This window comes from Thermomonas flagellata (assembly GCF_022419185.1).
GTDB classification, from domain to species: Bacteria; Pseudomonadota; Gammaproteobacteria; order Xanthomonadales; family Xanthomonadaceae; genus Thermomonas; species Thermomonas flagellata.
The window spans coordinates 104,044-123,323 of sequence record NZ_JAJOZK010000009.1; the positions used below are offsets into that span (position 1 = coordinate 104,044).

18 protein-coding genes are annotated in these 19,280 nt (G+C 72.9%); 15 read left to right on the forward strand and 3 right to left on the reverse strand.

What is annotated here, in order from left to right:
* Positions 1 to 39 precede the first annotated feature (39 nt).
* Positions 40 to 2,370 carry a TonB-dependent receptor gene (locus ML340_RS09695; RefSeq protein ID WP_240099097.1) on the forward strand — a complete coding sequence of 777 codons (2,331 nt, stop codon included), beginning with the start codon at positions 40 to 42 and terminating at the stop codon, positions 2,368 to 2,370.
* A gap of 35 nt (positions 2,371 to 2,405) precedes the next feature.
* Here the strand turns inward: ML340_RS09695 and ML340_RS09700 are convergent, their stop codons facing one another.
* Positions 2,406 to 2,780 carry an Mth938-like domain-containing protein gene (locus ML340_RS09700; protein WP_240099099.1) on the reverse strand — a complete coding sequence of 125 codons (375 nt, stop codon included), beginning with the start codon at positions 2,778 to 2,780 and terminating at the stop codon, positions 2,406 to 2,408.
* A 4-nt stretch (positions 2,781 to 2,784) separates the two neighbouring features.
* Positions 2,785 to 3,090 carry a ribosome assembly RNA-binding protein YhbY gene (yhbY, locus tag ML340_RS09705; protein ID WP_240099101.1) on the reverse strand — a complete coding sequence of 102 codons (306 nt, stop codon included), beginning with the start codon at positions 3,088 to 3,090 and terminating at the stop codon, positions 2,785 to 2,787.
* 87 nt (positions 3,091 to 3,177) lie between these two features.
* Here yhbY and rlmE point away from each other — a divergent pair, with 87 nt between their 5' ends.
* Both rlmE and ftsH read left to right on the forward strand, forming a co-directional pair.
* Positions 3,178 to 3,849, forward strand: coding sequence for a 23S rRNA (uridine(2552)-2'-O)-methyltransferase RlmE (gene rlmE / locus ML340_RS09710; protein WP_240099103.1), 672 nt, complete (start codon positions 3,178 to 3,180; stop codon positions 3,847 to 3,849).
* A 53-nt stretch (positions 3,850 to 3,902) separates the two neighbouring features.
* Positions 3,903 to 5,816, forward strand: a complete 1,914-nt coding sequence (gene ftsH / locus ML340_RS09715; protein WP_338064433.1) for an ATP-dependent zinc metalloprotease FtsH — start codon at positions 3,903 to 3,905, stop codon at positions 5,814 to 5,816.
* A gap of 111 nt (positions 5,817 to 5,927) precedes the next feature.
* Here the strand turns inward: ftsH and ML340_RS09720 are convergent, their stop codons facing one another.
* Entirely contained in the window at positions 5,928 to 6,689 is a 762-nt protein-coding gene (locus tag ML340_RS09720) for a peptidoglycan-binding domain-containing protein (RefSeq protein WP_240099105.1), read from the reverse strand.
* Positions 6,690 to 6,860: 171 nt separating this feature from the next.
* Between ML340_RS09720 and ML340_RS09725 the strand changes: the two genes are divergently transcribed.
* The 12 genes from ML340_RS09725 to ML340_RS09780 all read left to right on the forward strand — a co-directional run bounded on the left by ML340_RS09725 (position 6,861) and on the right by ML340_RS09780 (position 19,278).
* Positions 6,861 to 7,259, forward strand: a complete 399-nt coding sequence (locus ML340_RS09725) for a group II truncated hemoglobin (protein ID WP_240099107.1) — start codon at positions 6,861 to 6,863, stop codon at positions 7,257 to 7,259.
* A gap of 32 nt (positions 7,260 to 7,291) precedes the next feature.
* A complete protein-coding gene (folP, locus tag ML340_RS09730; protein WP_240099109.1) occupies positions 7,292 to 8,188 on the forward strand; it encodes a dihydropteroate synthase in 897 nt (298 codons plus the stop codon).
* 61 nt (positions 8,189 to 8,249) lie between these two features.
* Positions 8,250 to 9,743 (forward strand): sodium/proline symporter PutP, encoded by a 1,494-nt coding sequence (gene putP, locus ML340_RS09735; RefSeq protein ID WP_240099112.1) that lies wholly within the window; start codon positions 8,250 to 8,252, stop codon positions 9,741 to 9,743.
* A gap of 7 nt (positions 9,744 to 9,750) precedes the next feature.
* Complete coding sequence (gene miaA, locus ML340_RS09740) at positions 9,751 to 10,725, forward strand: tRNA (adenosine(37)-N6)-dimethylallyltransferase MiaA (protein ID WP_240099114.1); 975 nt, start codon at positions 9,751 to 9,753, stop codon at positions 10,723 to 10,725.
* Positions 10,726 to 10,804: 79 nt separating this feature from the next.
* A complete protein-coding gene (gene hfq, locus ML340_RS09745) occupies positions 10,805 to 11,077 on the forward strand; it encodes an RNA chaperone Hfq (protein WP_240099116.1) in 273 nt (90 codons plus the stop codon).
* Between the two features lie 50 nt (positions 11,078 to 11,127).
* A complete protein-coding gene (gene hflX / locus ML340_RS09750) occupies positions 11,128 to 12,444 on the forward strand; it encodes a ribosome rescue GTPase HflX (protein WP_240099160.1) in 1,317 nt (438 codons plus the stop codon).
* A gap of 41 nt (positions 12,445 to 12,485) precedes the next feature.
* Complete coding sequence (gene hflK / locus ML340_RS09755; protein WP_240099162.1) at positions 12,486 to 13,577, forward strand: FtsH protease activity modulator HflK; 1,092 nt, start codon at positions 12,486 to 12,488, stop codon at positions 13,575 to 13,577.
* On the forward strand, positions 13,574 to 14,437 hold the full coding sequence (gene hflC / locus ML340_RS09760; RefSeq protein ID WP_240099118.1) for a protease modulator HflC: 864 nt from the start codon (positions 13,574 to 13,576) through the stop codon (positions 14,435 to 14,437). The genes hflK and hflC overlap by 4 nt, the downstream gene beginning before the upstream one ends.
* An 11-nt stretch (positions 14,438 to 14,448) precedes the next feature.
* Complete coding sequence (locus tag ML340_RS09765) at positions 14,449 to 14,634, forward strand: DUF2065 domain-containing protein (RefSeq protein WP_240099120.1); 186 nt, start codon at positions 14,449 to 14,451, stop codon at positions 14,632 to 14,634.
* 96 nt (positions 14,635 to 14,730) lie between these two features.
* Positions 14,731 to 16,023, forward strand: a complete 1,293-nt coding sequence (locus ML340_RS09770; protein ID WP_240099122.1) for an adenylosuccinate synthase — start codon at positions 14,731 to 14,733, stop codon at positions 16,021 to 16,023.
* A gap of 149 nt (positions 16,024 to 16,172) precedes the next feature.
* Positions 16,173 to 16,499: a hypothetical protein gene (locus ML340_RS09775; protein WP_240099124.1), complete on the forward strand. Its 327-nt coding sequence runs from the start codon at positions 16,173 to 16,175 to the stop codon at positions 16,497 to 16,499.
* A gap of 130 nt (positions 16,500 to 16,629) precedes the next feature.
* Positions 16,630 to 19,278, forward strand: a complete 2,649-nt coding sequence (locus ML340_RS09780) for a M1 family metallopeptidase (protein WP_240099126.1) — start codon at positions 16,630 to 16,632, stop codon at positions 19,276 to 19,278.
* The last annotated feature ends 2 nt before the right edge of the window (positions 19,279 to 19,280 follow it).

The following is a 19,280-nucleotide window of genomic DNA, read 5'->3' on the forward strand; positions in this document are numbered from 1 at the left end:
TGCGCGCAGCGCATCCCCGAATACCTTGGAGATTCCCGCATGTCCCGTTTCCCGTTCCCGCGGGCGCCGCTGGCGACCGCGCTGCTGCTGGCGCTCGCCGGCGCCGCCGTGCCTTTCCATGCCAGTGCTGCAAAGCCCGACGATCCCGACGCGCAGGCCACCGAACTGCCGCGCGTGCTGGTCGAAGGCACCCGGTCCTCGATCGCTCCGGCGCGCGCGCTCGAGGGCGCGGCGCTGCAAGCCCAGGCGGCGGCCCAGAGCGACAGCGCGCGCCTGCTGGACGCGCTGCCCGGCTACTGGTTGAACCCGGCCGGCGGCGTGTCCGGCCTGCCGTCTCTGCGCGGGCTGGCCGACGAGCGCCTGCGCATCCGCGTCGATGGCGCCGACATCACCGCCTCCTGCCCGAACCATATGAACCCGCCGCTGTCGTACGTCGCCCCCAGCGACGTGGCGAAGATCACCGTGTATCCGGGCGTCACCCCGGTCTCGCAGGGCGGCGATTCGATCGGCGGCAGCATCGTGGTCGAACGCACCCCGCCGACCTTCGCCGCGCCGGGCGCCGGCCTGCAACTGGACGGCGAGGCCGGGGCCTACCTGCGCACCAACGGCGGGGCGCAGGGCGGCAACCTCGGCCTGCACCTGGCCACCGAGCGCTTCAGCCTGCGCTACAGCGGCAGCACCGCGCGCGCCGGCAACTACAGTGCCGGCCGGGACTTCAAGGACTACGACTTCACCGGCCGCAGCGGGCACCTGCTTGCGCGCGACGAGGTCGGCTCGACCGGCTTCGTGGCCCACAACCAGAATCTGGATCTGGCCTACACGCTCGGCGACCACCTGCTGGAGGCGCGCCTGGGCTGGCAGCAGATCCCGCGCCAGGACTACCCCAACCAGCGCATGGACCTGACCGACAACCGCCAGCGCAGCGCCAACCTGCGCTACCTCGGCCAGTTCGGCTGGGGCCGGCTGCAGGCGCGCGCCTACCGCGAGCGCCTCGACCACGCGATGGACTTCGGCCCGGACAAGCGCTTCTGGTACGGCATGGCCTCCGGCGGCAACAACCCGCCCGGCGGCGCGGCCGTGCCCTGCGCGCCGATCTCGATGATGTGCGCAGCCGGGATGCCGATGCTGACCAAGAGCGAGACCACCGCCTTCAACCTGGATGCCGAGATCGCCATGGCCGGCCAGGACCGTCTGCGCCTGGGCGCGGAGTGGCGGCACTACCGGCTCGACGACTGGTGGCCCCCGTCCGGGGCGATGATGTGGCCGGGGACGTTCTGGAACATCTATGGCGGTATCCGCGACCGCCGCGCCGTGTATGCCGAGTGGGAGCATGCGCTGGCGCCGGGCTGGACCGCCGAGGCCGGGGTGCGCTACGAGCAGGTGCGGATGGATGCCGACCCGGTGCGCGGCTACGACCCCACCACCAATGCGATGGGCTCCTGGCAGCAGCGCGACGCCGCGCTGTTCAACGCCGCCGACCGCCGCCGCCGCGACGGCAACTGGGATGCCAGCGCGATCCTGCGCCAGCAGGTCGGCCCGCGCCTGCAGATCGCCTACGGGCTGGCGCGCAAGGTGCGCTCGCCGGGGCTGTACGAGGTCTACCCGTGGTCGACCTGGTCGATGGCGGCGATCATGAACAACTTCGTCGGCGACGGGAACGGCTACATCGGCAACCTCGCGCTGCGCCCGGAGACGGCGCTGACCGCCTCGGTCACCTTCGACCTGCACGACGCCGCGGCCGGCTGGCAGCTGCGCGCCACCCCGTACGTGACCCGGATCGCTGACTACATCGACGCGATCCAGTGGGATGCGACCAGCAACGCCCCGCGCAGCACGCCGGTGGTGGGGGCGTTCACCACCCTGCGCTACGTCAACCAGACCGCGCGCCTGTACGGGCTGGACGTGGACGGCCGCCTGCCGCTGGGCGAGTCCGGGTGGGGCCGGTTCGGGCTGGAGGGCAGCCTGGCCTGGCAGCACGCGGAGAACACCGACACCGGCGATGGCCTGTACAACCGCATGCCGGCCAACGCGCGCCTGCGCCTGACCCAGCGCATCGGCGGCTGGGACAATGTGCTGGAGGTGGTCGGCGTGGCGCGCAAGGACGATGTGTCCAGGGTCCGCAACGAGCTGGTGACCGCCGGCTACGGCCTGGTCAACCTGCGCTTCGCGCGGCAGTGGGCGGCGTGGCGGCTGGAACTGGGGGTGGAGAACCTGTTCGACCGCTTCTATGCGCTGCCGACCGGCGGGGCCTACCTCGGCCAGGGCACGACCATGTCGATCAACCCGCCGGCGCCGAACCAGCCGCGCTGGGGCACGCAGGTGCCGGGGCCGGGGCGCTCGCTGACTGCGGCGCTGTCGGTCAAGTTCTGACCGGCAGCCGGGGCGGCGGCCCGCGCGCCGCCGCCTCAGCCGGGCAGCAGGAAGCCGGCGACCACGCGCCGGCCTTCCGCCGCCAGCACGGTGTAGGTGCGCGCCGCAGCGGCGTTGTCCATCACTTCCAGCCCGATCCCGCGCGAGAGGCAGGCCGCGCGCCACGCGGCCGGCGGGAACACCTGGCGTGCGCCGGTGCCCAGCAGCAGCACGTCCGGGCGCAGCGCCAGCAGGGCCTGAAGGTCGGCCTCGGTGAGCGCGCCGGGGTCGCGGGCCGGCCAGTCCTCGACCAGCCGATCCGGCGCCAGCAGGCAGCTGCGGGTCAGCACGCGGTCGTTGACCCGCACTTCGGTCGCGCTGGCCCCGCGCAGGAACCAGGCGTAGTCGGGCTGTTCCAGCACCAGCGGCATGGCGTCACGCGCGCGGCAGCACGATCTGGCGCCTCTCGGCCGAGGGCCGGTAGAGCACCGCGGTGTGCCCGATCCGCTGCACCAGGGCGGCATCCGCCTGCGCGGCGAGGGCGGCGATCAGCGCATCGCGCTCCTCGCGGTCGGCCGCGGCCACCTTCACCTTGATCAGCTCGTGGTGCTCCAGCGCCTGCGCGACCTCGGCCACCAGCGCCGGGCTGACGCCCTTGCCGCCGACCTGGAGCATGGCCTTCAGGCCGTGGGCCTGGCCGCGCAGGAAGCGGAGCTGGGCAGGAGTGAGGACGGGCGGCATGCAGGCACGGCGGTGGGGGCGGGGGCGGCAGGGTATCATGACCGCCCGGCCGCCCCGGCCGCCAGCACCCGCCGCCGCGGGTGGACCATGGCCTCCCGCAGCAAGTCCAGCCAGCGCTGGTTGAAGGAGCACTTCTCCGATCCCTACGTCAAGAAGGCGCAGGCGGAGGGGATGCGCTCGCGCGCGGCCTACAAGCTGGAGGAGCTGGTCGCGCGCGACCGCCTGCTCAAGCCCGGGATGGTGGTGGTGGACCTCGGCGCCGCCCCGGGCGGCTGGTCGCAGTGGGTGCGCCAGGAACTGGACCGGCTGGAGCAGCCGCTGCCGCCCGCGGCTCCGCGCGGGCGGGTGATCGCCAGCGACATTTTGTCCATGCCGCCGCTGGCCGGGGTCGAGTTCCTTCATGGAGACTTCAGGGACGCTGCCGTCCTATCGGCCCTGCAGGCCATGCTCGGGGGGCAGCCGGTCGACCTTGTGTTGTCCGACATGGCCCCCAATAAGAGTGGCGTGGACGCGGTCGACCAGCCGCGCGCGATGCATCTGGCGGAGTTGGCGATGGACTTCGCCGACCGCCAGTTGCGGACCGGCGGGACGTTCCTGATCAAGCTGTTCCAGGGCGTCGGGTTCGACGAGTACCTGCGGCAGCTGCGCGGCCGCTACGACCGGGTGGCGATCCGCAAGCCGGCGGCGTCGCGCAGGCGCTCGCCGGAGGTGTATGCCCTGGCCCAGGGCAAGCGCGCAGGGCAGGCGATGGCCGGGTAGAGTGGCAAGGGCGAGCGGCAGGGCGGCCGGAACGAGGACGAAGGCGAGGCGATATGAACGATCTGGCGAAGAATCTGCTGCTGTGGGTGGTGGTGGCGGTGGTGCTGATGGTGGTGTTCCAGAGCTTCTCGCCGAAGCTCGCGGGGTCGCCGCAGCAGGTGCTCTACTCGCAGTTCGTCGCCGACGTCGAGAACGACCGCATCCGCAAGGTCGACATCTCCAGCGACGAGCGCACCATCCGTTTCGAGCGCACCGACAACACCATGGGCACCACCATCGCCCCGGCGCGCGACAAGGACCTGATCAACGACCTGATCCAGCACAAGGTCGAGATCAAGCAGGAGCCGCCGGACACCGGCATCTCGTTCTGGTCGCTGGTGCTCAATTTCCTGCCGGTGCTGCTGATCATCGGCTTCTGGCTGTTCATGATGCGGCAGATGCAGCAGGGCGGCGGCAAGGGTGCGATGAGCTTCGGCCGCTCGCGCGCCAAACTGATGTCCGAGGACCAGGTGAAGGTCACCTTCGCGGACGTCGCCGGCTGCGACGAGGCCAAGGAGGAGGTCGGCGAGCTGGTCGAATTCCTGCGCGACCCGACCCGCTTCACCAAGCTCGGCGGCAAGATCCCGCGCGGCGTGCTGATGGTCGGCCCGCCCGGCACCGGCAAGACCCTGCTGGCCAAGGCGATCGCCGGCGAGGCCAAGGTGCCGTTCTTCAGCATCTCCGGCTCCGACTTCGTGGAGATGTTCGTCGGCGTCGGCGCCAGCCGCGTGCGCGACATGTTCGAGCAGGCCAAGAAGCACGCGCCCTGCATCATCTTCATCGACGAGATCGACGCGGTCGGCCGCCACCGCGGCTCCGGCATGGGCGGCGGCCACGACGAGCGCGAGCAGACCCTCAACCAGATGCTGGTGGAGATGGACGGCTTCGAGGGCAGCGAGGGCGTGATCGTGATCGCCGCCACCAACCGGCCGGACGTGCTGGACAAGGCCCTGCTGCGCCCCGGCCGGTTCGACCGCCAGGTCATGGTCGGGCTGCCCGACATCAAGGGCCGCGAGCAGATCCTCAAGGTGCACATGCGCAAGGTGCCGCTGGCCGACGACGTGCGCGTCGACGTGCTGGCGCGCGGCACTCCGGGCTTCTCCGGCGCCGACCTCGCCAACCTGGTGAACGAGGCCGCGCTGTTCGCCGCCCGCCGCAACAAGCCGCGGGTGGACATGCGCGACTTCGAGGACGCCAAGGACAAGATCTACATGGGCCCGGAGCGGCGCAGCATGGTGATGCGCGAGGAAGAGCGCCGCGCCACCGCGTACCACGAGTCCGGCCACGCGGTGGTGGCGATGTCGCTGCCCAAGGCCGATCCGGTGCACAAGGTCACGATCATGCCGCGCGGCTGGGCGCTGGGCGTGACCTGGCAGCTGCCCGAGCACGACACCCTGAGCAAGTACAAGGACAAGATGCTCGAGGAGATCGCGATCCTGTTCGGCGGGCGGGTGGCCGAGGAGCTGTTCGTCGGCGAGGTCTCCACCGGCGCGTCCAACGACTTCGAGCGCGCGACCAAGATGGCGCGCGCGATGGTCACCAAGTTCGGCATGTCCGACGCGCTCGGGATCATGGTCTACGCCGACGACGACAGCGGCTACGGCTTCCAGAACAAGACCATCTCCGAGGCGACCCAGCAGAAGGTCGATGCCGAGATCCGGCGCATCCTCGACGAGCAGTACGCGCGCGCGCGCCGGATCTTGGAGGAGAAGCGCCAGGTGGTGGAGGCGATGGCCGCGGCGCTGCTGGAGTGGGAGACGATCGACGCCGAGCAGGTCAAGGCGCTGATGGCCGGGCGCAAGCCCAACCCGCCGGCGGGCTGGGTGGACACCCGCGGCGGCCGCGGCGGCAGCGACGGCCCGTCGGCGACCCCGAACGCGCCCACGCTCGGGGACGCCCCGGCGCAGGCGCGCACCCGCGACGACTGAACCGCTCAGGATCGGACGCGTTGCGACGGGCGCCTGCGGGCGCCCGTCGCGTCTGCGGCTGCAGCGCGGCGGCGCGTGGCGCGCCGGCCGGGGCAGGATCGGCGGCTCAGGTCAGATCGCCTGGCACAGCGGCGAGGCCTTCATGCGCTGCACCTGCAGGTCGGTCAGGATCGGCGGGCGCGGGCGCAGGAAATCCACCGAGTGCATCAGGTTGTTGCTGGCATCGTCGATGTGCACCGGGGCGAAGGTGGAGCCGAGCAGCACGTGCCCGACCTCGTGTGCGGTGCAGTACTGGGTGCCGGCGCGGGCGACGATGCAGGCCGGTCGGTTGGCCATGTGCCCGCCGCAGCCGTTCAGCGGTTCGCTGAAGTGGTCGATGAAATAGACCAGGATGCCGTTGCTGGGGGTGGCGCCGCCCAGCCGCTGGAGGTCGGCGTATTCGCCGCCGGTGATCTCCCATTCGCAGCTGCCGTCCACTTGGGTCAGGCGGGTCTGGTCCTCCGGGCTCAGGCGCAGGCTGCTGCCGCTGCCGAACTCGATCTTGATCCCGTACGGGGCGTACACCGCCTGGGTATGGCTGAGGATGCGCTCGAACGGCACGTTGGTCAGGCTGATGCTGCGGAAGTGCAGCAGCACGCGATGGGTGAAGGGGCGTCCGTCGTCGGCCAGGCGGAGCGCCGCGCGCGTCATCGGGCCGACGATGCCGTCCACCGCCAGCCCGGCCTGGCGCTGGAACGCCAGCACCGCGGCGCGGGTGAGGCGGCCGAACACGCCGTCGGCGGCCAGGCGCGGCGACGGCCGGCTCTCGCGGTTGAGTGCCTGTTGCAGCGAGACGACCTGCGGGCCGCGGCTGCCGATGCTCAGGATCGCCATGCACGTCTCCGGTTGCGCCGCCATCCTCCGCCGCTCCCGCGCCGACCGCCATCGGCCGGATGGCGTGTGGCATGGTCGGAGGGCCTAGCGCGGACGGTCACTTGCGCCGGATCAAGGCACCGCCGGCCTGCGCCGCTAGACTGCGCGCACCCCGATGTGGAGCCGCGTGCCATGCCGTCCGCCGCCACCGATGACGACCGCCTGTACGCCCGCCTCGGCGGGTCGGACGGGTTGCAGGCGCTGGCTGCCCGCTTCTACGCCTGGATGGAACGCCTGCCGGAGGCCGCGGCGGTCCACGCCATGCACCGCCAGCCGATCCCGGAGGTGCAGGCGCGCCTGGCGCATTTCCTGAGCGGCTTCTTCGGCGGCCCGGACCTGTACCGCCCGCGCTATGGCGAGCCGATGATGCGCCGCCGCCACCTGCCGTTCGCGATCGGCCCGGCCGAGCGCGATGCCTGGCTGGCCTGCATGCGCCTGGCGCTGGACGACTGCGTGCCGGATCCGGCGCTGCGCGCCGAGGCCTATGCGCAGCTCGCCCGTTTCGCCGAGCATATGCGCAACCGCGCCTGAGGCCTCGGGCGCGCGCTCCCGGAGTGCCCGCCATGTTCGACACCGTCCCCAGCCTCGACTGCGGCGGCCGCCTGCTGCGGCTGGACCGCCCGCGGGTGATGGGCATCCTCAACGTCACCCCGGATTCGTTCTCCGACGGCGGCGCGCATGCCGATGCCGAGGCGGCCATCGCGCACGGCCTGCGCCTGGTGGAGGAGGGCGCCGACCTGCTCGACGTCGGCGGCGAATCCACCCGCCCCGGCGCGCAGGCGGTGTCTCCGGAGGAGGAGCTGCGGCGGGTGCTGCCGGTGATCGAGGGCCTGGCCGCGCGGGTGCAGGTGCCGATCAGCATCGATACCCGGCATGCCGAGGTGATGCGCGCCGCGGTGGCCGCCGGGGCGGGGATGATCAACGACGTGCAGGCGCTGCGCGGCGAGGGGGCGCTGGAGGCGGCCGCGGAACTGGGCGTGCCGGTGGTGCTGATGCACATGCAGGGACAGCCGCGCGACATGCAGGACGCCCCGCACTACGACGACGTGGTGGGCGAGGTGCACCGCTTCCTGGCCGAGCGCGTGTTCGCCTGCGAGATGGCGGGGATCGAACGCCGCCGGATCGTGGTCGATCCCGGCTTCGGCTTCGGCAAGACCACCGCGCACAACCTGCAACTGCTCGCGCAGCTGCGGCGCTTCACCGAGCTCGGCGTGCCGGTGCTGGCCGGGCTGTCGCGCAAGCGCAGCATCGGCGAGCTGACCGGGCGCGAGGAGCCGCGCGCGCGGATGGCCGGCTCGCTCGCCGCGCACCTGATCGCGGCCCAGCATGGCGCCATGCTGCTGCGCGTGCACGACGTCGCCGCGACGGTGGATGCGCTGAAGGTGTGGCAGGCGGTGGCGGCGGTGCCGCCGGCGCGCACCGTGGCGGCTCCCGCCGCGCCGCGCTGGCCCGAGGACTGAGAAGCCGGCGCCACGCGCGCGCTGCGTTAAGCTGCGGCGGCCCGCCCACGCCCGTCCGCGCATGACCGCCAGCACGCCCCTGCTCGTCACCTTCGCCCTGTACCTGCTGGCGATGCTGGGCATCGGGGTGTACGCCTGGCGGCGCACCCGCGACTTCGACGACTACATCCTCGGCGGGCGCTCGCTGGGCGGCTATGTCACCGCGCTGTCGGCCGGGGCCTCGGACATGAGCGGCTGGCTGCTGATGGGCCTGCCCGGTGCGCTCTACCTGGGCGGGGTGTCGGAGGCGTGGATCGCGCTCGGGCTGGTGCTCGGCGCCTGGGCCAACTGGCGCCTGGTGGCCGGCCCGCTGCGGGTCTACACCGAGCGCAGCGACGACGCGCTGACCCTGCCGGATTACTTCACCCGCCGTTTCGCCGCGCCCGGGCGCGCGCTGCGGATCGTGCCGGCGCTGGTGATCCTGGTGTTCTTCGCGATCTACGCCGCCAGCGGCATGGTCGCCGGCGCACGCCTGTTCGAGAGCGTGTTCGGCCTGCCCTATGCGCAGGCGCTGTGGTGGGGCGCGGCGGCGACCATCGCCTACACTTTGCTCGGCGGCTTCCTCGCGGTGAGCTGGACCGACACCGTGCAGGCCACGCTGATGATCTTCGCCCTGCTGCTCACCCCGCTGGTGGTGCTGGTCGCGGTAGGCGGCCCGCAGGCCGGCCTGGCGCTGGTGGCGCAGGTCGATCCCGCGCGGCTGGATCCGTTCCGCGGCGGCGCGCTCGGGCTGGTCGGGATCGTCTCGCTGCTGGCCTGGGGGCTGGGCTATTTCGGCCAGCCGCACATCCTGGCGCGGTTCATGGCCGCCGACTCGCTGGCGGTGATCCCGCAGGCGCGCCGGATCGGCATGACCTGGATGGTGCTGTGCCTGCTCGGCGCGATGGCCACCGGCTTCCTCGGGATCGCCTGGTTCGCGCAGCATCCGGGCCAGGTCGGGCCGGTCGAGGCCAATCCGGAGCGGGTGTTCCTGCGCCTGGCCGAGCTGCTGTTCAACCCGTGGCTGGCCGGCGTGCTGCTGTCGGCGATCCTGGCCGCGATCATGAGCACCCTGAGCTGCCAGCTGCTGGTGGCCGCCAGCGCCCTCACCGAGGACTTCTACCGCGGCCTGCTGCGCCCGCGCGCCGGCGAGCGCGAGCTGGTGTGGATCGGGCGCGCGATGGTGCTGGCGGTGGCGCTGGCGGCGATCGTGCTGGCGCGCGACCCGGACAGCCGCGTGCTGGGGCTGGTCAGCTATGCCTGGGCCGGGTTCGGCGCCGCGTTCGGGCCGGTGGTGCTGATCTCGCTGCGCTGGGGGCGGATGACCTGGCAGGGCGCGCTCGCCGGGATGCTGGCCGGTGCCGCGACCGTGGTCCTGTGGAAGCAGACCGGCAGCGCGCTGTACGAGATGGTGCCGGGCGTGCTGGCGGCGGCGCTGGCGGTGGTCGTGGTCAGCCTGCTCACGCCGCCGCCGCCGGAACCGGTCCGGGTGCGCCACCTGCAGGTGCGCGCCTGCCTGCGCGAAAACCGCCACTGACCCGCGGATGCGCTGCGACCGCCGCCCGCGCGCGATCGCGCTGATGGGGCCGACCGCCTCCGGCAAGAGCGCGTATGCGCTGGCGCTGGCGCAGCGCCTGGGGGGCGAGGTGGTCAGCGTCGATTCCGCGCTGGTCTACCGCGGGCTGGACATCGGCGCGGCCAAGCCGACCGCGCAGGAGCGCGCGGCGGTGCCGCACCACCTGCTCGACCTGCGCGACCCGTGGCAGCCGTATTCGGCGGCGGAGTTCGCGCAGGACGCGCGCGCGGCGATCGCCGGCATCCTCGCGCGCGGGCGGCTGCCGGTGCTGGCCGGCGGCACCGGGCTGTATTTCCGCGCCCTGCTGGACGGGCTGGCGGAGATGCCGCCGGCGGATCCGCAGGTGCGCGCGGCGCTGGCCGCGGAGGCCGCCGAACGCGGCTGGGCCGCGCTGCATGCGCAGCTGGCCCGGGTCGATCCGCAGGCCGCCGCGCGCATCCACGCCACCGATGCGCAGCGCATCCAGCGCGCGTTGGAGGTGTACCGCCTGAGCGGGCGTCCGATCAGCGCCTGGCAGCGCGATACGTGCACCACGCGACTGCCGCTGCGGGTGCTCAAGCTGGTGCTGGCGCCGGACCGCCGCGAGGACCTGCACGCGCGCATCGCCGCCCGCTTCGACGCCATGCTGGCCGCCGGCTTCCTCGACGAAGTGCGCCGCCTGCGCGCGCTGCCGGCGCTGGCCGCGCATCCGCGGCCGCTGGAGCTGCCGGCCTTGCGCGCGGTCGGTTACCGCCAGGCCTGGGAGCACCTGGACGGCGCGTCCTCGCCTGCCGAGTTCCGCGCGCGCGCGCTCGCCGCCACCCGCCAGCTGGCCAAGCGCCAGTACACCTGGCTGCGCGGCGAACTGGACGCGCGCTGGTTCGACCCGCAGCGGCAGGCGGATGCGCTGGCGCAGGCCGTGGCCGGCTTCCTCGGCCGCGCGGGCGCCGCGCCTGCGACCTGAGCTACCATGTGCCGCGGCGGTCCGCGTCCCGGGGCGCGCGGGGCCGCCACATCACGACAAGAACAACATGGGGAACCGCATGTCCAAGGGCCAGTCCTTGCAGGATCCATTCCTGAACGCGTTGCGCCGCGAGCGCGTCCCGGTCTCGATCTACCTGGTCAACGGCATCAAGCTGCAGGGCACGATCGAATCGTTCGACCAGTTCGTGGTCCTGCTGCGCAGCACGGTCAGCCAGATGGTCTACAAGCACGCGATCTCGACCGTGGTGCCGGCGCGCAACGTGCGCATCGCCCCCGGCGCGGCCGGCGAGCACGAGGCCTCGGTCGCGGTCGACGCCGCCGGCGACGCCTGACCCTTGCAATCGCCGCCGCGGGCCGCATGTAGACGCGGATGCCGACCCACCTGTTCGAGCGCTCCCGCGGGGGCGAACACGCCCTGCTGATCCAGCCCCATGCCGGCGGCCCGCCGGCCGAGGGCGTGCTCGAGGAATTCGCCGAACTGGCGCGCTCGGCCGGGGCCAGCGTCGCCGGCGTGCTCGCCGCGCGGATCGACCGCCCCAGCCCGGCGACCCTGATCGGCAGCGGCAAGCTGGAGGAGGCGCGCGCGCTGTGCGAGGCCAGCGGCGCCGACCTGGTGCTGGTCAACCACGCGCTCAGCCCGGTGCAGGAGCGCAACCTCGAGAAGGCGCTGCAGCGGCGGGTGGTGGACCGCACCGGGCTGATCCTCGACATCTTCGCCCAGCGCGCGCGCAGCCACGAGGGCAAGCTGCAGGTGGAACTGGCCCAACTGCGCCACATGGCGACCCGGCTGGTGCGCGGCTGGACCCACCTGGAGCGCCAGCGCGGCGGCGCGATCGGCCTGCGCGGGCCGGGCGAGACCCAGCTGGAGACCGACCGCCGCCTGTTGCAGAAGCGCATGGACATGCTGCAGAAGCGCCTGCAGAAGGTCGAGGTGCAGCATGCGCAGATGCGCCGCGCGCGGGTGCGCAGCGCGCTGCCGCGGGTGGCGCTGGTGGGCTACACCAATGCCGGCAAGTCCACCCTGTTCAACGCCCTGACCGGGGCGGACGCCTACGCCGCCGACCAGCTGTTCGCCACCCTCGACCCGACCGTGCGCCGGGTCGCGCTGGCGGGCGGGGCGATCGTGCTGGCCGACACCGTCGGCTTCGTGCGCGACCTGCCGCACGAGCTGGTGGCCGCGTTCCGCTCCACCCTGAGCGAGGCGCGCGAGGCCGACCTGCTGCTGCACGTGGTGGACGCCGGCGACCCGCTGCGCGAGGAGCGCATCGCCCAGGTCGATGCGGTGCTGCATGAGATCGGCGCCGGCGACCTGCCGCAGCTCTTGGTCTACAACAAGATCGACTGCATCGAAGGCGCCGCGCCGCGGGTCGACCGCCGCGGCGAGGACCGCCAGGCGGTGTGGCTGTCGGCCCGCGACGGGCAGGGTCTGGACCTGCTGCGCGAGGCCCTGGGCGAGCGCCTCGGCCTGCGCCGGGTGCAGGGCGAAGTGCACCTGCCGCCGGAGGCCGGGCGCCTGCGCGCCCGCCTGCACGCGCTGGGCGCCATCCGCGGCGAGCGCCACGAAGCGGAGGGCAGCTACCTGCGGCTCGACCTGCCGCTGGCCGAGGCCACGCGCCTGGCCGGCCAGCCCGACGGCGCGCCGCTGCGCGCGCTGCTGCCCGCGGACGCGTCCGCGCTTCCCGTAGAATCCGCCGCATGACCACGCACACGACCGGCCCTCGGCGGCCGACCCCGGCCTGGATGGCCTGGAACAAGCCCGGCAACGCCGGCGGATCGCGCAGCGGCGGCAGCGGCGGGCTGGGCGACTGGCTGGCGCGCCTGCCCGGCATCGGCGCCGGGGGCGGCGGCAGTCCGCTGCGCTGGCTGTGGCTGCTGGTCGCGGCCTGGCTGTTGTACAGCAGCTTCGTGCTGGTCGCCGAGCAGCAGCGCGGGGTGGTGCTGCGCTTCGGCCGCTTCGAGCGGGTCATGCAGCCGGGGCCCAACCTCAAGCTGCCGTGGCCGATCGAGCGGGTGATCAAGGTCAACGCGACCCAGATCAAGAACTTCGAGGACCGGGTGCCGGTCCTGACCCGCGACGAGAACATCGTCGAGGTCGCGATCAACGTGCAGTACCGGGTCGCCGACCCGGTGACCTACCTGTTCGGCACCCGCGACGCCGACGAGGTGCTGCAGCAGGCCGCGCTCAGCACGGTGCGCGAGCAGGTCGGCCGCTCCGACCTCGACACCGTGCTCGGCGCGCGCGAGCAGCTGGCGGTGGCCGCGCGCGAGCGCCTGCAGAAGTCGCTGGAGGCCTACCACACCGGCCTGCTGGTGACCGAGCTCAACCTGCCCGACGCGCGCCCGCCGCAGCAGGTCAAGCCGGCGTTCGACGACGTCAACAGCGCCCAGCAGGATAAGGAGCGGCTGATCTCCGAGGCGCGCGCCTACGCCGCCAAGATCGTGCCCGAGGCGCGCGGCCAGGCCGCGCGCGTGCGCACCGTGGCGCAGGGCTACAAGGACGCCGAGATCGCGCGCGCCACCGGCGACGCCGAGCGCTTCGCGCTGCTGGTCGAGCAGTACAAGGCGGCGCCCGAGGTCACCCGCAAGCGGCTGTGGCTGGAGACCCTGCAGAAGGTGCTGGGCGAGAACCGCAAGGTGGTCGGGGGCGACGGCCGCCAGCTGATCTACGTGCCGATGCCGGGCGCGGCCGCCGCGAGCGCGCCGGCGGCACCGGCCGCCTCGACTGCGCTGCTGCCGGAGCTGGCGGCCCCGGCCGCGGCCGGGGCGGAGGCCGAACCCGCGCGCAGCGGCCGCCCGTCGCGTCCGCAGGGCCGCCCGGAGGTGCAGCGATGAAACCGAACCTGTGGATTCCCGCGGTGCTGGCGGCGCTGCTGTTGCTGCTCGGCTCGGTGTTCGTGGTCAACGAGGGCCACAGCGCGCTGGTGCTCAACCTCGGCCGGGTCGCGCGCAGCGACATCGGCCCCGGCCTGCACTTCAAGTGGCCGCTCATCGAGTCGGTGCGCATCTTCGACCGCCGCCTGCAGGTGATCCCGGCCGAGCCGGAGCGCTACCTGACCTCCGAGCGCAAGGACGTCAGCGTGGACTTCTTCGCGATCGGCCGGATCGCCAACGTCAACGCCTTCTACCGCGCCACCGGCGGCGACGAGAACGTGGCGATCGCGCGGCTGGCACCGATCATCAAGGACGCGCTGCGCAACGAGATCAACGCGCGCACCCTGCAGCAGGTGGTGTCCGGCGACCGCAGCGAGATCGTCAAGAGCCAGCTGGCGGCGATCAACAAGGGCGCCGCCACCCTCGGCATCCAGATCCTCGACCTGCGCATCAAGCAGCTCGACCTGCCGGCCGACAGCCGGGTGATCGAGGACGTCTACAACCGCATGCGCGCCCAGCGCCAGCAGGTGGCCAGCCGCCTGCGCGCGGAGGGCGAGGAGCAGGCCAACGAGATCCGCGCCGGCGCCGACCGCGACCAGCAGGTGATCCTGGCCGAGGCCGAGCGCGATGCCCAGAAGCTGCGCGGCGAAGGCGATGCCGAGGCCGCGCGCATCTACGCCCAGGCGGCCGCGCGCGACCCCGGCTTCTACGCCTTCCAGCGCAGCCTGGAGGCCTACCGCAAGGCGTTCGCGGACGGGCAGTCGGTGATCGTGCTGGAGCGCAACGACCCGTTCCTGCAATACCTGCGCAGCGACCGCTGAGAGGCGCGGGGGTGGACGACCTGTGGGCGGCGCTGTGCCTGGTCGCGGTGCTGGAGGGGCTGGTCCTGTTCGCCGCGCCCGGGGCGTGGAAGCGCGCGATGGCGCAGCTGGCCACCCTGCCGGAACCGCAGTTGCGCCGCATCGGCGCGGCGGTGCTCGCGCTCGGGCTGGCCAGCCTGTGGTGGGTGCGCGGCTGAACCGCGCCGGCGCCGGCGGCCCCGGCGCGCGGCAAAGCCGGTAGAATGCCGCAAAGCCGGGGCAGCCCCGGCTTTTTCCATGTCCGGAGCAAGGCGATGGGTCAGTCGGTGGTGGTGCTGGGCGCCCAGTGGGGCGACGAGGGCAAGGGCAAGATCGTCGATCTGCTCACCCAGGACATCGGCGCGGTGGTGCGCTTCCAGGGCGGGCACAACGCCGGCCATACCCTGGTGATCGGCGGCAGGAAGACCGTGCTGCACCTGATCCCGTCGGGCATCCTGCGCGAGGATGCGCTGTGCCTGATCGGCAACGGCGTGGTGCTGCACCCCGGGGCGCTGCGCAAGGAGATCGCCGAGCTGGAGGGCAACGGGGTGGACGTGCGCGCGCGGCTGAAGATCAGCCCGGCTACCCCACTGATCATGCCCTACCACATCGCGCTCGACCAGGCGCGCGAGAAGGCCGCCGGCAAGGACGCGATCGGCACCACCGGGCGCGGCATCGGCCCGGCCTACGAGGACAAGGTCGCGCGCCGCGGCATCCGCATCGCCGACCTGCACTATCCGCAGGAGCTGGCGGACAAGCTGCGCGCGGCGCTGGACTACCACAACTTCGTGCTGACCCGGTACCTCGGGACCGAGGCGATCGACTACCAGCAGACCCTGGACGAGGCGCTGGCGTTCGGCGCCTACGTGGAGCCGATGAAGGCCGACGTGGCCGGGCTTCTGCACGACCTGCGCCGGCAGGGGCGCAAGGTGCTGTTCGAGGGCGCGCAGGGCGCGCTGCTGGACATCGACCACGGCACCTATCCCTACGTGACGTCCTCCAACACCACCGTGGGCGGCGCGCTGGCCGGCACCGGCGTCGGTGCCGACGCGATCGACTACGTGCTCGGCATCGCCAAGGCCTACGCCACCCGGGTCGGCGGCGGGCCGTTCCCGACCGAACTGCACGATGCGATCGGCCAGGGCATCCGCGACCGCGGGCAGGAATACGGCGCCACCACCGGGCGCCCGCGCCGCTGCGGCTGGATGGACATCGTCGCGCTCAAGCGCGCGGTGGCGATCAACGGCATCAGCGGCCTGTGCATCACCAAGCTCGACATCCTCGACGGCATGGAGCGGCTGAAGGTGTGCATCGCCTACGAGTACCACGGCAAGCGCAGCGAGTACGCCCCGCTCGACGCCAAGGGCTGGGAGGAGTGCACGCCGGTGTACCTGGAGTTCCCCGGCTGGCAGGAATCCACCGCCGGGATCACCGAATGGGACAAGCTGCCGCCGGCCGCGCGCGCCTACCTGCGCGCGCTGGAGGAACTGGCCGGCTGCCCGCTGGCGATCGTCAGCACCGGCCCGGACCGCGACGCCAACATCGTCCTGCGCGATCCGTTCGCCTGATGGGCGCGCCCCGGGCATGCCGGGGCGGTCTGGTGGGCCGCACCGGAAGCGGGCGGCGCACCAGGTGTGCTAAACTTAGTCCAGTGGTGCAACGCGATTCTTGGACGTCCCGGCAGGGTGCCGGCGACGCATTGCCTTGGAGAATCGCCATGCACCATGTGTTCATCGACGGCTGCTGGTTCAGCTTCGATCCTCGCGACCCCGGCGATGCCGGCCTCGCGGAATGTGCGAGTGCGGCCTTCCGGCGCCGGCTCGCCGGCCTGCCCTTCCCGCTGTTCGAGGACGAGGACTTCCTCGCCCCGGACCGCGACGTGTGGATGTCCTGGGTGGTCGCCGGAATCCTGCACGGGGCGACGCCCGAGGAGCGCGCCGCCTACCATGCCTTGCCGGACGCCAGCGCGCGCCGCTGGTACCTGCTGGCCCTCTGCGAGGGCGTGGTCGCGCGCGCCCGCCGCGGGGAGTGGGGCGCGGGCTGAACGCCGCCTTCCATCCGGCCTCCCGGCCGCGGCGCCGGCCGGGATGGCCATGACTTCCGGCGCATTGGCCGCCCCCGCGGCGGGAGGATGATCCGCAGATGCGCGGCCCCCGCCGCCCGAGGATGCCCGCATGCGCCGCCACCTGCTCCCGCTCGCCCTGTTGACCGCGCTGCTGCCGGTCGCGCCGGTCCTGGCCGCCGACCCGGCCCCGCGGCCGCCGCCGGCCAGCGTCGCCAGCCAGCTGCCGCGGGTCGCCGCGCCGCGCCACTATGCGCTGGAAGTGACCCCGCATGCCGAGCAGCTGACCTTCGACGGGCGGGTGACGATCGACCTCGACGTCGTCGTGCCCACCCGCAGCCTCACCCTCAACGCGCTGGATCTGCAGTTCGATCGGGTCCGGCTGACGCCGGCGCAGGGCGCGCCGCTGGTGCCCACGGTGCGGATGGACGCGCAGGCGCAGACCGCGACCCTCCAGTTCGCGCGTGCCCTCGCCCCCGGCCGCTACCGGCTCGCGATCGACTACCGCGGCAAGATCGGCACCCAGGCCAACGGCCTGTTCGCGCTCGACTACCCGACCGCGCAGGGGCAGCAGCGCGCGCTCTACACCCAGTTCGAGAACTCCGACGCGCGCCGCTTTTTGCCCAGTTGGGACGAGCCCTGGTACAAGGCCAGCTTCGACCTCACAGTGACCGCGCCGGCCGGGCAGATGGCGGTCGGCAACATGCCAGTGGCCGAGCGCACCGAACTCGGCGACGGCCGCGTGCGCACGCGCTTTGCCACCACGCCGCGGATGTCCACCTACCTGCTGTTCCTGGCGCTGGGCGACTTCGAGCGCGCCGCGGCGGCCGGCGACAACGGCACCGAGATCGGGGTGATCACCCAGCGCGGCAAGCTCGACCAGGCGCAGTACGCGCTGGATGCGGGCCGCGCGGTGCTGCGCGAGTACAACGCCTACTTCGGCATCCCGTACCCGCTGCCGAAGCTGGACAACGTGGCCGCGCCCGGGCGCAGCCAGTTCTTCAGCGCGATGGAGAACTGGGGCGCGATCTTCACCTTCGAGTCCTCGCTGCTGCTGGATCCGGCGATCGCCAACCTCGGCGACCGCCAGCGCATCTTCACCGTGGCCGCGCACGAGATCGCGCACCAGTGGTTCGGCGACCTGGTGACCATGGCCTGGTGGGACGATTTGTGGCTCAACGAGGGCTTCGCCACCTGGATGGAGGGGCGCACCACCCAGAAGCTGCATCCGGAATGGGATCCGGACCACGTGGACGCGGTGCTGACCAGCCGCGGCCCGATGCAGCGCGACGCGCTGGCCACCACCCACCCGGTGGTGCAGCACGTGGCGACGGTGGAGCAGGCCAGCCAGGCCTTCGACGACATCACCTACCGCAAGGGCTCGGCGGTCATCAACATGCTGGAAGACTACGTCGGCGCCGACGCCTGGCAGGCCGGCGTGCGCCGCTACCTGCGCGCGCATGCCTACGGCAATGCGGTCACCGACGATCTCTGGCGCGCGGTGGATGCCCAGGCGCCGGGCAAGCGCTTCGTGCAGGTCGCGCACGACTTCACCCGCCAGCCGGGGGTGCCGCTGATCCGCGCCGAGGGCCGCTGTGTCGGCGGCCGCATGCAGGTGCAGCTGGTGCAGGGCGAATACACCCTCGACCGCCCGGCCAAGCGCGCGCTGCGCTGGCGGGTGCCGGTCGCGGTGCGCGCCGCCGACGGGACCGTCCAGCGCACGCTGGTGGACGGCCGCGCCCGCCTGCGCCTGCCCGCGTGCGGCGCGTTCGTGGTCAACGCCGGGCAGAAGGGCTACTACCGCACGCTGTATGCCCCGGCGCAGTTCGCCGCGCTTCGCGGCGAATACCTGCGGCTGCCGGTGATGGACCAGCTCGGCCTGCTGATGGACGCCGGCGCGCTGGCCGCGGCCGGGCTGCAACCGGAGGCCGACGCGCTCGACCTGATGGCGGCGGTGCCGCTGGACGCCTCGGCCGACCTGTGGATGCAGGTGGTCGGCCAGCTCGGCGGTATCGACGCGCTGTACGACGGCGATCCGCGCCAGGCGGCGTTCCGCCGCTACGCGATCGCGCGGCTGGCGCCCAAGCTCGCCCAGCTGGGCTGGGATCCGGCGCCGCAGGAGCCGGCCAACGTGCAGCAGCTGCGGCTGGCCTTGCTCGGCGCGCTCAGCCAGTTCGGCGATGCCCAGGTGGTGGCCGAGGCGCGCCGGCGCTTCGCCGCGTTCCGCCGGGATCCGGCGACGCTGCCGGCCGACCTGCGCCGCACGGTGTTGGCGATCGTCGCGCGCAACGCCGACGCGCCGACTTGGGACGAACTGCATGCGATGGCGCGCGCGGAGAGCTCTTCGCTGCTGCGCGACCAGTACTACGGCCTGCTGGCGCTGCCGCGCGACCCGGCGCTGGCGCAACGTGCGCTGGAACTGGCGCTCAGCGGCGAGGCCGGCGCCACCAACGGCGCCGACCTGATCGCGCGGGTCGCAGGCGAGCATCCGGAACTGGCGTTCGACTTCGCCACCGCGCACCGCGCGCAGGTGGATGCGATGGTCGATTCCACCTCGCGCGCGCGCTACTACCCGCGGCTGGCCGCCGCCAGCAACGATGCGGCGATCATCGCCCGCCTGCGCGCGTTCGCCGAGCGCTACATCGCGCCGACTTCGCGCCGCGACGCGGATACCGTGATCGCCGGCATCCAGGCGCGGCTGGCCCAGCGCCAGCGGCGGCTGCCGCAGATCGAGGCCTGGCTCGCCCGCCAGCCGGGCTGAGC

Excerpts from the sequence above, each read along its gene's own strand:
- ML340_RS09695 (WP_240099097.1), top strand. The coding sequence starts at position 40 with ATGTCCCGTTTCCCGTTCCCGCGGGCGCCGCTGGCGACCGCGCTGCTG.
- ML340_RS09700 (WP_240099099.1), bottom strand. The coding sequence starts at position 2,780 with ATGCCGCTGGTGCTGGAACAGCCCGACTACGCCTGGTTCCTGCGCGGG.
- yhbY (WP_240099101.1), bottom strand. The coding sequence starts at position 3,090 with ATGCCGCCCGTCCTCACTCCTGCCCAGCTCCGCTTCCTGCGCGGCCAG.
- rlmE (WP_240099103.1), top strand. The coding sequence starts at position 3,178 with ATGGCCTCCCGCAGCAAGTCCAGCCAGCGCTGGTTGAAGGAGCACTTC.
- ftsH (WP_338064433.1), top strand. The coding sequence starts at position 3,903 with ATGAACGATCTGGCGAAGAATCTGCTGCTGTGGGTGGTGGTGGCGGTG.
- ML340_RS09720 (WP_240099105.1), bottom strand. The coding sequence starts at position 6,689 with ATGGCGATCCTGAGCATCGGCAGCCGCGGCCCGCAGGTCGTCTCGCTG.
- ML340_RS09725 (WP_240099107.1), top strand. The coding sequence starts at position 6,861 with ATGCCGTCCGCCGCCACCGATGACGACCGCCTGTACGCCCGCCTCGGC.
- folP (WP_240099109.1), top strand. The coding sequence starts at position 7,292 with ATGTTCGACACCGTCCCCAGCCTCGACTGCGGCGGCCGCCTGCTGCGG.
- putP (WP_240099112.1), top strand. The coding sequence starts at position 8,250 with ATGACCGCCAGCACGCCCCTGCTCGTCACCTTCGCCCTGTACCTGCTG.
- miaA (WP_240099114.1), top strand. The coding sequence starts at position 9,751 with ATGCGCTGCGACCGCCGCCCGCGCGCGATCGCGCTGATGGGGCCGACC.
- hfq (WP_240099116.1), top strand. The coding sequence starts at position 10,805 with ATGTCCAAGGGCCAGTCCTTGCAGGATCCATTCCTGAACGCGTTGCGC.
- hflK (WP_240099162.1), top strand. The coding sequence starts at position 12,486 with ATGGCCTGGAACAAGCCCGGCAACGCCGGCGGATCGCGCAGCGGCGGC.
- hflC (WP_240099118.1), top strand. The coding sequence starts at position 13,574 with ATGAAACCGAACCTGTGGATTCCCGCGGTGCTGGCGGCGCTGCTGTTG.
- ML340_RS09770 (WP_240099122.1), top strand. The coding sequence starts at position 14,731 with ATGGGTCAGTCGGTGGTGGTGCTGGGCGCCCAGTGGGGCGACGAGGGC.
- ML340_RS09775 (WP_240099124.1), top strand. The coding sequence starts at position 16,173 with ATGCACCATGTGTTCATCGACGGCTGCTGGTTCAGCTTCGATCCTCGC.
- ML340_RS09780 (WP_240099126.1), top strand. The coding sequence starts at position 16,630 with ATGCGCCGCCACCTGCTCCCGCTCGCCCTGTTGACCGCGCTGCTGCCG.